The organism is Dictyobacter vulcani (genome assembly GCF_008974265.1).
Classification (GTDB): Bacteria; Chloroflexota; Ktedonobacteria; order Ktedonobacterales; family Ktedonobacteraceae; genus Dictyobacter; species Dictyobacter vulcani.
The window spans coordinates 197,332-210,605 of record NZ_BKZW01000004.1; the positions used below are offsets into that span (position 1 = coordinate 197,332).

Sequence of the window (13,274 nt, forward strand, 5' to 3'; positions counted from 1 at the left end):
CATCTCTTGATCTTGTTGGATACTATTTCATGCTTTATAATAAACAGAATTTAGCATGTATAAACAATTAAATAGTAATGTTAATGAGTCGAAGGAGAAAAATATGCCACGGCGGAGTTCTCTCTTGCGTGTTATGGTGCAATCACAACGAGAGGCAGAAAAAAAAACGTAAGGCTCAAGTGCGTGCCATGGAAAGTGCACAAACGAAAGCTGCTAAAGATGCTGAAAAGGCCAGAAAAGATTATGAGCGTGCTAAAGCAGCCGGGCAGAAAGAACAGGCTCGGCTCTATACAGAGTCAAGGATCGCTCAGGTTCAATTACAGAATGAGCAATTAGAGCAACGAAAAGCCGCGCTTGAACATCTTTTATTAGATGCACTTAGTGTCGATCCATATGTAGATGTCCAGTCCTTGAAACAAACTCCTGCTTTCCCTCCCTTCGATCCTGGATCAATAGCTGTGGCAGAAGTACCACCACCGCCCTATATATATACTGTTCCGGAACTAACTATGCTACAAAAATTGCTACCCGGAGCTAAAGAAAAACATGCTCAGGAGGTTGCAAAGGCTCAGGAAGCATATAAAACTCATTTAGCCGAGTATTCTGCTCGCGAAAACGTACGACAACAAGCACTCGCTGAAGCCAGAGCAAAATACGATCAACAGATCATTCTGGAGCGCCAGAAAATTGCCATACAACATGAAGAGATTGATACACTACAGCATGAGATTCAATCAGGTGTTCCTCAGGCTGTCATTGCTTATTTTTCGATGATACTTAATTCAAGTATATATCCTGAAGATTTTCCTCAAGATATAAAGCTTGCGTATGTTCCTGAGTCTAAACAACTTGTCATTGAATATGATCTTCCACTATTTGAGGTTGTCCCTGAGGTTGCACTATATAAATATGTTAAGGCCCGCGATAGTATTACGGAAACAGCCCGCCCGCCAGCACAGCGTAAATCTTTATATGCATCAGTGATTGCGCAGGTTACACTGCGAACGCTGCACGAATTATTTAAGGCAGATCGTACAGAACTGCTAGACACGCTTGTTTTCAATGGGTACGTTGCCAGTGTTGATAAAGGCACAGGCCGTTCAATCCGCACCTGTCTGATTACAGTTCGTACCAGTCGGGACGTCTTTACCGAACTGAATTTACACCAGGTGGATCCGCAGGCTTGTCTGGCTGTTCTCAATGCCTCGCTCTCGAAAAGTCCATCTGAACTTGCTCCAGTAAGACCTGTTCTAGAATTTAAAATGGTAGATCCCCGTTTTATTGAAGAAGAGGATGTGCTCTCTGGACTTGATCAACGGCCAAATTTGATGGAACTTACGCCTTCGGAATTTGAGTCTCTCATTACGAATCTGTTTCAGAAAATGGGTCTGGAGACACGGCAAACGCAAGCTTCCCGTGATGGAGGTGTGGATTGTGTTGCATATGATCCCCGCCCTATTTTTGGAGGCAAAGTGGTTATTCAGGCCAAGCGTTACAAAAATACTGTTGGTGTAAGTTCAGTACGCGATCTCTATGGAACCATGCAGAATGAAGGTGCATCCAAAGGTATTCTTGTAACCACAAGTGGCTATGGTAAGGCATCCTATGAATTTGCTGATGGGAAGCCGCTGGAATTGTTGAGCGGGAGTAATCTGCTGTATTTACTGAAAGAACATGCAGATATAGAAGCGAAAATTCAGATTCCTGAGAGTTGGAACGATCCACAAGTAGATCTCTAAAGGAATTGTGTAAGGGGTTATATTGGCTGACCCCCATGATGCCCATTGTGGACGTCAAATGATAAGTGTAAATGGATAGTAGCAGATCTCTACATAGTGGAGATCTGCCTGATTTTTGCTGCTCATCAAAATTTATTCTGTGAGCTCTTCCTGCTTCTTGGAGAGATAGAATACGGCAAAAAGCTGAGGTAAAACATCGCCAGCCATAGACACTTGTTTTGTCGTAGGCTTCTGCTTTATTGTAACCTTGGTTTTTGCAGTATTGATCCAATTGTGTGACACTTACGCTTGTACCATAATAGTCGGTCGTTATATTTCCTAAAAATTTTTCTTGTTTGAAACATTGCCAGCTTAAAGGATTATCATTGTTGCCAAGTCGGGCAACGATAGGGCCTTTGTCTGATAACTTCCTAACAGTTTTAACTATAACCACTCAAGTCCTATTTTTTCTAGACACACCTCTGTGTATTCTATATTGGCTTTATGTCCGCTATACTAGCAAGAAGTGCTATCACATATGAACAATAGTGAAATTTTGCTTGTTGCTACCATCTTCAGCATTCATTAAATACCGTTGGTGTAAGTTCAGTACGCGAGCTCTATGGAACGATGCAGAATGAAGGTGCGTCAAAAGGTATTCCAGACAGTTGGAAAGATCCACAAGTAGATCTCTAAATTATTGTATAAGGGGTGTTAAAGAAAGTCTCAACGCCGCCCGTTAATCAGGGCGGCATTGAGATTTTGCCAGAGTAGATGGACGATGGATCAATTATCCCTGTATCATTGTATGCGTGAAAAGGGTGATTACATACTTTTTGCGGTATCAGTTACGCGAATCACAGGTGATAGGAGGAGCACGATAAAGCCAGGTTGGATGCCAACCACTCCGATCAGGAGCGTCGGTCGCAGGCCGATGATGGTTCCTACGATACCCGCTAACAGAGCACCAATAGGAAACTGCAAACAGAAGCCTGCACCGAATAGCGACCATTGTGCATGGTTCGTATTCAGTGCAGGCATTCAGGTACAGCTATATGTTTGACGTTTCGATCGACCTTATGCAGCGGTCCAGCCAACGATGTTTGCCTGGAAGTTGTTCGCGACAGGCATGGTAGTGGCTGATCCTCCATGTATATTGCCAATAATGAGAGAATCTTTGCTATTTGTGGTTTGCAGAATGGCATAGTACTTGCCGTCGTGCGAAACATTTGTCCACGGTAAGTAGCTATTGTTGCCTGCGCCATAACTATCAAAAGAGTATTCTGCTGCCGGTGCGCTTGTGAGCAGTTTCAACTGAGTGCCATCCGTATTGATGCGATAGAGTTGCGCCACATGGGTGGCAACGTCGTTGACCGTGAACAGGATCATTTGACCGCGTGAGGCGCGTGCCAGCACCTGGCTACTCAATGGCGCGGTGAAGATCGTATGCCATGATCCACTGCTAATAGGTTTTACCTTGATGGCTGGCACTATCGTATTTGGGCCCATGACAGGATTGACACTACAAATGAGTTTGGTCTGGTCAGTGCTTATATCATAGCTCTGGTAGCTCTGGCATTCGCTCTGGTTCTGTTGTGCCGCGAATGATTTCACATTGCTACTCTGCTGAGCGACAGACTTGTGGATATCCAGTAATTGGTAGAGAATGTGAGGTAGAAAGCCACTGCCTGCTACCATAGGCATGCCGAGTAAGTAGAGGCTGCTGTTGCTCGCCATTTGAGGGGAATATAAATCGTCATCGGAGGTGGTCCAGATAGCGGCATCAACTGGCTGGCAAAGCTCATTTGGACCTGTGGTTGCTGGCGACTGGCTTGCTGCTGTGTCGTTGCACCAGGATAGCCGGGTTGCTGTGATGACAGCACAACCCGTATTTTGCCCGTGCTCAGGTCCAGTAGCTTCAGGGTATCGGTCATGGTATTTATATCGCGCTCGTTAAAGACCAGGTAATGCTGGTCGGGAGAAAGAAGCACGCCGCTTAGATCATTATTACCCTTTGCACAGTAGAGCGTTTGCGTATACTTACCATCTACACGGATGAGCTTGAGTGCATCCGTTTGCCCATCGGTTGACTGGTTCACAATAATCCAGTGGCCATCTGGTGAGACATTTGCTGCTACATAATCATGTGCCATAGAAAATGTTAGTAAATTCTGCTTATTATGTGTTTTCGTATCATATTTGCTTAATGTAACATGGGTATTGTCCTGCCAGAGGTAAGCCACGCTCTGATGTTGAGGCGTCGTGAGCGCCGGCATCACAGCTGCGCGTCCATTGCCATTGGCCGGACAACTTTGCTGTGTCTTCACCGGGATAGGGGTTGGGGTAGCTCTGGCTGTGAGCATGGCTGTAGATCCGGCTGCGGTTGTGGTTGGCAGATTGCCACATGCGGCGAACAGTGAAGCCATAAGCATAAGGAATAAACTGAAAAAGGATAGGCGCATAGATTTAGGTCGTATCATTTTTCCTCCTCGATAAACATAAAAGTGTCTACCTCAATTATGAGCTGTACCGTGCTCTATTGACACATCATCTACGCACCATCTTCTCATCATTTGCACACTATTTATGCTTTCACGAGTTCAAAATGATCTATGTAGCCTTGGAAATCTCCTGTGTGATTGACAATTTTTTAGTGTTTATTGTGTTTTAGATTTTTATAAATTATCATGAATCAAGAATGTGTTTAATAGCATTATTGATTTTTTAATTAATGATATATTTTTTTAGTTTTTTTGAGCTATAATCGGTAAAAAATCTCTCGGGAATTGGCCACCGTCCTTTAGAGGGAAGTGGGGGCAAGGGCCAATACTTTCAACGTAAGCGCATCCTGGTCGCTCCGTTGGGGTTCAGTGAGCACGTTTCCGAACGTAACGGCAGGGCCTTTGAAAGACAATCGTGAACGCCGCTCAGTCGCGGCTAGCTGCGCTCACACGATTGCAAGGTAGGGCCCTTTGAAAGACAATCGTGAACGCCGCTCAGTCGCGGCTAGCTGCGCTCACACGATTGCAAGGTAGGGCCCTTTGAAAGACAATCGTGAACGCCGCTCAGTCGCGGCTAGCTGCGCTCACACGATTGCAAGGTAGGGCCCTTTGAAAGACAATCGTGAACGCCGCTCAGTCGCGGCTAGCTGCGCTCACACGATTGCAAGGTAGGGCCCTTTGAAAGACAATCGTGAACGCCGCTCAGTCGCGGCTAGCTGCGCTCACACGATTGCAAGGTAGGGCCCTTTGAAAGACAATCGTGAACGTCCGCTCAGTCCGCGGCTAGCTGCGCTCACACGATTGCAAGGTAGGGCTTGTGCCTGCGGACCGTCCACGTATGAAATGTTCCTCACACATGTGATTGTGGTGAGGCGAGTGCATAAAAGCGTGTTCCGCGTCTGGATGGTGCCTACTCGTACGTGACCAGATCGCAGGCGCAAGACCTGCCGTTACGCTGGGATGCTTCTCAATAGGATTGAGCGCATCAGCCGCCGACAGCCCCTGCATCTCGGTTCCCCCTAAAGGACGGTGAGTCAAACACATATACGTAATGCATGAATCATTGTCCGCTTTTTGTTTCTTTTGTGAGTTATTCTGAGTGGATATCCAAAATCTTTGTAAGGAAATGTGGAATGTGATGCGCTACAAATGAGTCTTCTTCGACCGCAATAGAGGATAGAAAAGTTTGTATGTCAGCATCTCGGTTCCCGGATGAGGATGAAGATGATACCTATCTCATCAGGAAATGAAGAGCTATTATTGATATATCAAGCGGCAAAAGGGATCAAGATGCTTTTGCCGCATTGGTCGGGGCGTATGAACGTCCAATCCTCACGTATGTGTCCGCTTTGCTTGGTGGTTGGGAGAACGCTCATGACATTGGGCAAGAGACCTTTATCGCCGCATATTATGCACTACCCCGCTGGATTCCTCCTAAACAATATGCACCAGGAAAAAAGGCTGATGCAGTACTTGAACAGCAAGACTATATTGATCAACATCCACTGGCTCCCTGGCTTTATCAAATTGCCACCAATAAAGCACTCTCGTTCCTTAAGAAACATGAGCGTCATCATCAGGCGGCATTACAACTGTCCAGGAATCTCCTACCACGAATTGCCATGGATGCTACGGCAATTGAAGAGAGTTACATTGCTCGCGAACTCCTTCAGCGCGTGTTCAAAAGTCTTTCTGAAGAAGATATCGCATGTATTGTACTCCGTTTTGTCCTGGATGAAACTTATGCAGAAATAGCTGAAAGATTCCATATAAGCAAGGAAGCCGCCCGTAAGCGTATCAGCAGAGGCCTGCATACGCTCCGCTCTGTTTATGTCAGCATAGAAAAGCGAGAGGAAATATCATGAGTCTGATTAATGAGAAAGAACCTCAAGATATACATGGGAGGAGCATAGCAAATTTGTTACCTGGCTTGATGCTTATGGTACTGATGAGTTGGATGAACGCGAAAAAGAACAGCTTGAGCAGCACATCGTATATTGTGCTGAATGTCAACAATGGTTGGTAGATATCCCGCGTCTTCGTATCCTGCTGAACACACATGGAATTCTATCCTGAAAGAGCGCGGCGCATATGCAGCGCAAATGTCTTTACCCTCTTTCAGCCAGTTGATCCTGACCGCCATTGCCCACGACCACACCAGTGCAGATGCGAAGGATGTATTGGAGCCATTGGGCGCAAGACCACAACGGGCAGCGACGGTGTCGGGACAGAAAAATGTCACGAAACGACCATACCTCAGAGCAATCGGAATGCTGGTTGCCGCACTCTGTGTACTCGTGCTTGTGGTTGCGCTGTTGCCCCAACTTACCCAGACTACAATATTCAATAATTCACCAACCACTCAGATGAACGCCGCCGCTCCTAACTTTTGGGTAGTGGATGAAAAGCAGACCGTGGTGCGGAATGGCTCAGATATCTTTGCAATCAAGACCATTGAAGGTACGGCACAAGGATTTCGCCTGTACTATGCATTTCGCTCTGCGCAAGCAGCAGAAGTTCCTCATATTGAGGTCATTTCTCTTCTTCCTTCACATCCTGGGAGCACCATCCATGTCGCTACCACATCCAATCATTCGGAAAATTAGGAGCGTTTCACGTAGGCGTTCTACAGGTAGCATATCTGAATCGCGTTGGTCAAACCCTTGTTATTCAGGGGATTTCTGCACAGAAAACTACTACCTGGCACCTGAACCTACTGAAGCAATTTTACTGGGAGCCGAGTGTCGCTGGAGGATGGTATGTTGTTGATCAGAACAATCTACCAGATATAACCTGGTTCGGCCTTCTGGAGAAAAGATTGGTGTGGCATATTTCCAGACCGCAACTTCGAGCCATGCCAAAGCAGCGCACCTTTACCTGCGTCTGGGAGACTCAATCAAGGTGATTACGCAAGCAGAATACCTTCAATGGGCCGAGAAAAGCTCAAATGTGCCTCCCTGTCCAAGTGTCCGGGCCTTTATCCGTGAAAGACAGGGACGGCAGTGGCGAAGGCAACTGCTAAGGCAGGGCGATAAACAATAAATAGCAAGAATACAGCTATGAAGCAGCAATAAGAAGATCGTTTTCAGGAGGACATAAAAGAAAGAGGGATCGCCGGCATTGGCGATCCCTCCAGGCAACTTATGGTAATGTGAGAATTAGTAGGAAAGCACACACCACCAGTGTTGCCGTTGAATGCATTGCTCCAGAGCGACTGGACTGCGAAGGTACCGGTGCTCAGGGAGATATTGGCTGATGCACCCTGACCGGAACTGATCCAGGCGCATTTGTCTCCGTTCTCAGCTCCACTGCCATCGATCCAACCAGTGCTGGGGTAGATGTCTGTTTCGGTCTCAGCGAACTCATGACCACCGACAATGGTGATGCCGTCGGTCAGGCCCGCGCTACCTGCGTTCACGAAGTTGGCGCCGCAGCTTGAGCCTGCATCCGTAATATAGGGCATGTTGGTGTAGGCGATGTTGCCGTAGCTTGTGCTTGTCGAACTGTGCCAGGCGCAGTATTGTGTTCCGAAACCAGACGCGCTATTGTGCGTCGCGGTATTGATCACATACTGAACCTTGGTATTCGAAGCCGCGGTTGTGTTGCCGAAGTGGGCTGCTGCTTTGGTTGCTTCGCTGGCAAGTTTTGCCTGAGTGGGTTTGCTAGGAGCCGCGGATGCATTGTCATACCAGACGCCGGCGAGTACACCGCTGGGGTTGGTGGCATGCGTGCCTGCGGAACCACAGGTAATAGTTCCAGTGGCGACGCCCTGACAGTATTGCGTTACCGAGTTGTTCCAGCTTGAACCGCCGACGCCGTTGAAGAATCTTTGCTGGATGGCTGCTTCACCGGAGGGATCATTGCTGTTCCACTGTGATCCCCAGTAGATCAGATAGACTTTGTCCGCGCCAGTTTCGACGCCTGTGCCACCGGTGCCACCATGGTAACTAAGATTGTTACCACTGGCACTGGCGCAATTCGTACAGGTTTTTTTAACTTTCATACTGTGGATAGAGTGGAGGACATCAGTGTTTGGGCTTGCACTAACAGGCGTGACAAAACTCGCGAGGGTGAGCGCGATCGCGGTTACTAAGGCCAGCGTGCTCACAAAAATAAAATGGGATCGTTTCATTGCAGGGCTTCTCCTCATTTTTTAGGGAAAATAAGTCGAGTGCAATTTTATTTACTACATTGGTTGTAAATATAGTTATAAGTATAAAGATGGTTATTCATTTTCAGTTCATTGGATTTCTACTTTAATTCAATCCTCTGCAAGACTGGTTAAAAGTATTCTTTGATGCTTGAAAATCTATAATGAGACATCCTTTTTTATTACAATTCAAGTTATCCTATATCAGGAATCTTCTCTAACTTCTTATGTAAGCCGTCATCTCATAATTATTGATAGCCGAAAAAAAACTAAACCAATCTAAGAGGCAAATGGGAATTACGCGATCTATCCACTTCTATCTTTTTTTGGTATACTTGCTCTGAATAAGCTCATCCTACCTGACTTGCCATTGTTGTGGTGCCAGAAGAGGGACCACAGCGTTTTACATGCTGAATATCAGGTCCTCTTCACATTATCCGATGAGTAAACATTCCTGAAGGAGTTCCCCGTATGTATTCATGGCAGGATATTCCAATCACCCCACAAGCACGTACCACCATCCTACGTACCATCCTTATTTTTTTTGGTATCTGTGGCCCGTTGATGTTGAGTCCGTTGATTTTTCAGATCGTCTTTCCGTTCCCATACCCACCATTCGCTCTCCCTGATATGCCTCATCGTGTTGCTCAGATTGCATTTGTTGTGTTCTGGTTTCTTATCTGGTTGCTTGGTCTTGGCTATCTCACCAGGCTTACCGTACGCAGCAGCCGTGCTCAGGCGTCAGGAATACCGCTGGCTCTCCCCCGCTGGATCACACCCGCTCCTCCTAAATTGACACTTTTGTATGCCATAGCTATACTTGTGAGCATCTCAATAATAGAGATGCTGTATCAAGTGATCTTCTTAAGTAAGCCATTTGCCCTTCGTCTCTTTTTCGATGGTATGACCGTGCCGATCATGATCATGGTTTTTACCATGAGCATCCAGGCGTTCAGGGCAAACTCCGGTGAGCAGCAAGGCGTACAAGATCCGTATGCAGTATTGGCAACCGTTGGCTATGTCTTTGGCATGATCAGTTTTTTCTTTGTCGGCATGCTCTATCTCTTCAGTCCACCATTTGCGCTGGTTGGTCTGGTCATATCTATCTTCGGTCGCCGATCATCTACCAGAAGAACACGAGCAAATTGGGGACTCTGGTTATCCGTCGTCGGTCTACTGGCACCAATTATCGTAATCATGGTCAGTATGGCACTCAGCCACTGCTCTGGTATACCCGGCTGGGACTGTTCTATCCCAATAGGAATAGATGAGTTTTTTTATTAATTGCAAACGCTGCCGGTACGCTGCAGTCCCTTCTCTTATCATTTGTAGGTTCTCAGGTGCTATACTATGTGAGGGACAGTGTTGTCCGATCACATACGTACGTAGAAAGGTACTTGTATGGCTATTTCCGATGCAGAAATCAAAATCTCCCCTGAAGTGAGTCAGTTCCTTGCACAACCCAGAAAAATGCTTATCGATGGACAATGGGTGGAGGCCGCTTCAGGCAAAACATTTTCGGTGTATAATCCTGCGACCGGTGAGGTGATGGCGCAGGTGGCTGAGGGCGATAAAGAGGATATTGATCGTGCTGTGCGTGCGGCGCGTAAAGCTTTTGAGAGTGGTCCCTGGCGTAAGATGTCCCCCTCAAAACGTGGACAGCTTATGTATCGCCTGGCTGACTTGATCGAGAAGCACGCGAGGAGTTCGCGCAACTCGAATCGCTTGATAATGGTAAACCTCTTTCCGTGGCTCGTGCCGGTGATGTGCCGCTGGCCATTGACCATTTTCGCTATATGTCAGGCTGGGCCACCAAGCTTGAGGGCAATACTATCCCCATGCCCGGTAACTACTTTTCTTACACCCTGCGTGAGCCGGTTGGCGTGGTGGGACAGATTATTCCCTGGAACTTTCCTCTCTTGATGGCGGCCTGGAAAATGGGTGCCGCGCTGGCCGTTGGTTGTACCGTTATCTTGAAGCCGGCCGAACAGACGCCGCTCACTGCCTTACGTCTGGGCGAGCTTGTGCTCGAAGCCGGTTTCCCGGCTGGTGTGGTCAATATCGTTCCAGGCTATGGTGAGACTGCCGGGGCTGCCCTGGCGGCGCATAACGATGTCGATAAGGTTGCTTTCACCGGTTCTACCGAAGTCGGGCGGTTGATCCTTAAGGCGGCCGCAGGAAACCTGAAAAAAGTTTCCCTGGAATTAGGTGGCAAATCACCCAATATCGTTTTTGGGGATACCGAGATGCGCACTGCCATCTCTGGTGCCGCCAACGCTATCTTTTTCAACCAGGGAGAAGTCTGTAGCGCCGGTTCACGGCTCTATATTCAGAAGAATGTCTTCGATGAGGTTGTTGAGGGTGTGGCTGCAAAGGCGAAGAAGATCAAAATCGGTCATGGTTTTGATCCCGCGACCCAGATGGGACCTCTCGTCTCTGATGAACAACTTGCTCGTGTCACCGGTTATCTCCAGGCAGGTATCGAGGAAGGAGCCAGGCCCATCGCTGGCGGACAGCGGCGCGGCGATCGTGGCTACTTCGTTGAGCCAACCGTGCTTGTGGATACGAATAAGGATATGAAGATCGTACGCGAAGAGATCTTTGGTCCGGTGGTGGTGGCTCAGCCGTTTGATGATCTGGAGGAAATCGCCGCGCTCGCCAATGATACGATCTATGGTCTGGCCGCAGGCATCTGGACCAGGATATCAGTCAGGCCCATAAACTGGCACGCTTGCTGCGCGCTGGTACGGTGTGGGTCAACTGCTATAGTGTCTTTGATGCGGCCTTACCATTTGGCGGCTATAAACAAAGTGGTTGGGCCGTGAGATGGGTCATGAGGTATTGAACAACTATACCGAGGTCAAAGCTGTCACGATTGGTCTCTGATCTTTCACATATTCATTGGATGGGCCAGGCTGTAAGTTATGCAGCCTGGCCATTGTATTGCTCTTGAAGCGAATTGGGTGGATTGGCTAGCAGACAAGCGTTTGCTAGGCTGTGGTCCATCCAACAATGTGCGTTAGTATGAGATTGTCCGAAACAGCTATGGTTGTGGGTGATCCTCCATCTATATTGCCAATCACCAGTGATATTGTGTGGTTGGTACCCTTTAGAATGGCATAGTGCTTGCCATCATGAGACACATTCGTCCACGGCAAGTAACTATTGTCTCCATAGTTATCATACGTGTAATATGATGCCTTTGCGCTCGTGAGCAGTTTCAGCGCGGTCCCATCCGTATTGATCCGATAGAGTTGCGCGACATGGGTCGTATCGTTGTTTACCGTGAACAGGATTATCTGGCCCCGCGGTGCACGTGCGAGCACCTGGCTGTTCAGTGGCGCCGTGAATAGCGTATGCAATGCTCCACCGCTCACAGGTTTTATCTTGACCGCTGGTATCGTGGTATCTCCGCCCGTGAGGGGGTTCACACTACAAACCAGATGTTTATGATCGGGTGTTATATCATAGTCCTCGCAACTGAATTGTTTCAGTGATGCCGTGAGCGATTTCACATTCGTATGCTGTTGAGCGACAGGCTTGTGGATATCGAGTAATTGGTAGAGATTTTGGGGCATTGGGCACTGGATGGTAACATAGATGTGCCCATTAAGTAGAGGCTGCTATTGCTTATCCATTTGAGAGGAATATACATTTTCATGGGAGGCAATCCAGGCTGTGGCATAAACTGACTCGCATAGCGAGGTTCAACTGCTGGCTGCTGACTACTGGCTTGTGCTGGTGTTCCACCTACCGCTTGCTGTGGTGCCGGAGCACCTGGATAACCAGGTTGCAGTGATGAAAGCACTGTCCGTACTTTTCCGGTGGTCATATCCAGGATATTCAATGTATCTGTCTGTTTATGTTGATTTTGTTCGTTAAAAATCAGGGAATGCTGGTCGGGAGAAAGTAGTACCCCGCTGAGGGAACTATTTCGTTGTGAGCAGTACACGGTTTGTTTATATGAACCATTGACATTAACGAGTTCAATGGCCGTCACGCCCGCATCTGTGAGTTCGTTAATAATAATCCAGTGGCCATCGGGTGAGACATTCGCTGTCACGTTGGCGTTGCCACTATGCGTGGTAAACAGATCATGATTCTCGCCGGTGAGCGTATCATATTTGCGCACAGTCGCATGTGTGTTGTACCACCACAGATAGACCACCCCCGGATGCTCCAGAATAGTGAGCGGCGGCATGACTGCCGCTCGTCCACGTCCCTGTCCCGGGCAGTTTGTTTGCGTCGTCACCCCCATAGTTACAATTCCTGCAGCACCCCTTGTTACCTGGTAATCACAAGCAGTGATCAGCAGAGCCATAAGCAGAAGAAAAAAACAGGCAAGTGATTGGCGTACAGATTTAGGGAACATATTTTTCTCCTTGATAAACAGAAAGGCATATGCCTTAAGTATGCCCTTTCCTGTGCTCAATTCCCACACCATCTGCGCATCATCTGCACACCATCTCCATGCTATCGAGCATTTTTAAGCCGAAAATTCCTACCTTTCGCGCTCATCCTCGATCTCGCGCTGATCGAATGGTCCTGGATTCCCTTGCTGCTTTGGATCAATGTTCTTTCCGCCTCTGGTCGGGACTGGATTATGCGGATCATAGTGGTACAGGTCATTGAGTAGAAAGAGATCATACCAGCCACTGATTGTCAGCGCGGGAATGGTGACGCTTTGAAGACGCACAAAAACGCTCACATCCTGGCATGATTGTACCGGCAGCCGTGAATGCCAATACGTTTCACTTAGCGGCTTCGGCGACTGAGACGCCGGAGAACCGCGAGCCGCTTCTCAGCGTAACGGCAGGGCCCCATGAAAGACAATCGTGAACGCCGCTCAGTCGCGGCTAGCTGCGCTCATACGATTGCAAGGTAGGGCTTGAGCCTGCGGACCGT

12 protein-coding genes and 2 pseudogenes are annotated in these 13,274 nt (G+C 47.9%); 7 read left to right on the top strand and 7 right to left on the bottom strand.

From position 1 onward, the window contains the following. Nucleotides 1-77 precede the first annotated feature (77 nt). Entirely contained in the window at nt 78-1,739 is a 1,662-nt protein-coding gene (locus KDW_RS28180; RefSeq protein ID WP_151759244.1) for a restriction endonuclease, read from the top strand. Nucleotides 1,740-2,543: 804 nt separating this feature from the next. Here KDW_RS28180 and KDW_RS28185 read toward each other — a convergent pair. The 3 genes from KDW_RS28185 to KDW_RS28195 form a co-directional block, all read right to left on the bottom strand. Then, on the bottom strand, nt 2,544-2,759 hold the full coding sequence (locus KDW_RS28185) for a hypothetical protein (protein WP_151759245.1): 216 nt from the start codon (nt 2,757-2,759) through the stop codon (nt 2,544-2,546). Nucleotides 2,760-2,795: 36 nt separating this feature from the next. Then, the gene (locus KDW_RS28190) at nt 2,796-3,332 is read right to left on the bottom strand and encodes a hypothetical protein (RefSeq protein WP_162005688.1); all 537 of its coding nucleotides are present in this window, start codon (nt 3,330-3,332) and stop codon (nt 2,796-2,798) included. 77 nt (nt 3,333-3,409) lie between these two features. Continuing rightward, nucleotides 3,410-4,198, bottom strand: a complete 789-nt coding sequence (locus KDW_RS28195) for a YncE family protein (RefSeq protein WP_151759247.1) — start codon at nt 4,196-4,198, stop codon at nt 3,410-3,412. Between the two features lie 1,286 nt (nt 4,199-5,484). Between KDW_RS28195 and KDW_RS28200 the strand changes: the two genes are divergently transcribed. The 4 genes and pseudogenes from KDW_RS28200 to KDW_RS28215 all read left to right on the top strand — a co-directional run bounded on the left by KDW_RS28200 (nt 5,485) and on the right by KDW_RS28215 (nt 7,261). Then, entirely contained in the window at nt 5,485-6,084 is a 600-nt protein-coding gene (locus tag KDW_RS28200; RefSeq protein WP_269822549.1) for an RNA polymerase sigma factor, read from the top strand. A 64-nt stretch (nt 6,085-6,148) separates the two neighbouring features. Next, nucleotides 6,149-6,295, top strand: a pseudogene (locus KDW_RS36230) (zf-HC2 domain-containing protein); the annotation flags it as partial. Between the two features lie 26 nt (nt 6,296-6,321). Next, nucleotides 6,322-6,825: a hypothetical protein gene (locus KDW_RS28210; RefSeq protein ID WP_162005690.1), complete on the top strand. Its 504-nt coding sequence runs from the start codon at nt 6,322-6,324 to the stop codon at nt 6,823-6,825. A 217-nt stretch (nt 6,826-7,042) separates the two neighbouring features. After that, the gene (locus KDW_RS28215) at nt 7,043-7,261 is read left to right on the top strand and encodes a hypothetical protein (protein ID WP_151759250.1); all 219 of its coding nucleotides are present in this window, start codon (nt 7,043-7,045) and stop codon (nt 7,259-7,261) included. A gap of 43 nt (nt 7,262-7,304) precedes the next feature. Here the strand turns inward: KDW_RS28215 and KDW_RS28220 are convergent, their stop codons facing one another. Then, complete coding sequence (locus KDW_RS28220) at nt 7,305-8,351, bottom strand: hypothetical protein (protein WP_233097960.1); 1,047 nt, start codon at nt 8,349-8,351, stop codon at nt 7,305-7,307. A gap of 489 nt (nt 8,352-8,840) precedes the next feature. Between KDW_RS28220 and KDW_RS28225 the strand changes: the two genes are divergently transcribed. Both KDW_RS28225 and KDW_RS28230 read left to right on the top strand, forming a co-directional pair. Then, the gene (locus tag KDW_RS28225; protein WP_151759251.1) at nt 8,841-9,653 is read left to right on the top strand and encodes a hypothetical protein; all 813 of its coding nucleotides are present in this window, start codon (nt 8,841-8,843) and stop codon (nt 9,651-9,653) included. Nucleotides 9,654-9,776: 123 nt separating this feature from the next. Beyond that, nucleotides 9,777-11,255: pseudogene (locus KDW_RS28230) on the top strand (aldehyde dehydrogenase family protein). A gap of 104 nt (nt 11,256-11,359) precedes the next feature. Here the strand turns inward: KDW_RS28230 and KDW_RS28235 are convergent. The 3 genes from KDW_RS28235 to KDW_RS28245 form a co-directional block, all read right to left on the bottom strand. Next, nucleotides 11,360-11,800 (bottom strand): TolB-like translocation protein, encoded by a 441-nt coding sequence (locus tag KDW_RS28235; protein WP_162005691.1) that lies wholly within the window; start codon nt 11,798-11,800, stop codon nt 11,360-11,362. An 80-nt stretch (nt 11,801-11,880) separates the two neighbouring features. Further along, complete coding sequence (locus tag KDW_RS28240; protein WP_151759253.1) at nt 11,881-12,627, bottom strand: hypothetical protein; 747 nt, start codon at nt 12,625-12,627, stop codon at nt 11,881-11,883. A gap of 243 nt (nt 12,628-12,870) precedes the next feature. Further along, on the bottom strand, nt 12,871-13,065 hold the full coding sequence (locus KDW_RS28245; protein ID WP_151759254.1) for a hypothetical protein: 195 nt from the start codon (nt 13,063-13,065) through the stop codon (nt 12,871-12,873). Nucleotides 13,066-13,274 lie beyond the last annotated feature (209 nt).

Excerpts from the sequence above, each read along its gene's own strand:
- KDW_RS28195 (WP_151759247.1), bottom strand. The coding sequence starts at position 4,198 with ATGATACGACCTAAATCTATGCGCCTATCCTTTTTCAGTTTATTCCTT.
- KDW_RS28240 (WP_151759253.1), bottom strand. The coding sequence starts at position 12,627 with ATGGGGGTGACGACGCAAACAAACTGCCCGGGACAGGGACGTGGACGA.
- KDW_RS28210 (WP_162005690.1), top strand. The coding sequence starts at position 6,322 with ATGTCTTTACCCTCTTTCAGCCAGTTGATCCTGACCGCCATTGCCCAC.
- KDW_RS28220 (WP_233097960.1), bottom strand. The coding sequence starts at position 8,351 with ATGAAACGATCCCATTTTATTTTTGTGAGCACGCTGGCCTTAGTAACC.
- KDW_RS28185 (WP_151759245.1), bottom strand. The coding sequence starts at position 2,759 with ATGCCTGCACTGAATACGAACCATGCACAATGGTCGCTATTCGGTGCA.
- KDW_RS28225 (WP_151759251.1), top strand. The coding sequence starts at position 8,841 with ATGTATTCATGGCAGGATATTCCAATCACCCCACAAGCACGTACCACC.
- KDW_RS28180 (WP_151759244.1), top strand. The coding sequence starts at position 78 with ATGTTAATGAGTCGAAGGAGAAAAATATGCCACGGCGGAGTTCTCTCT.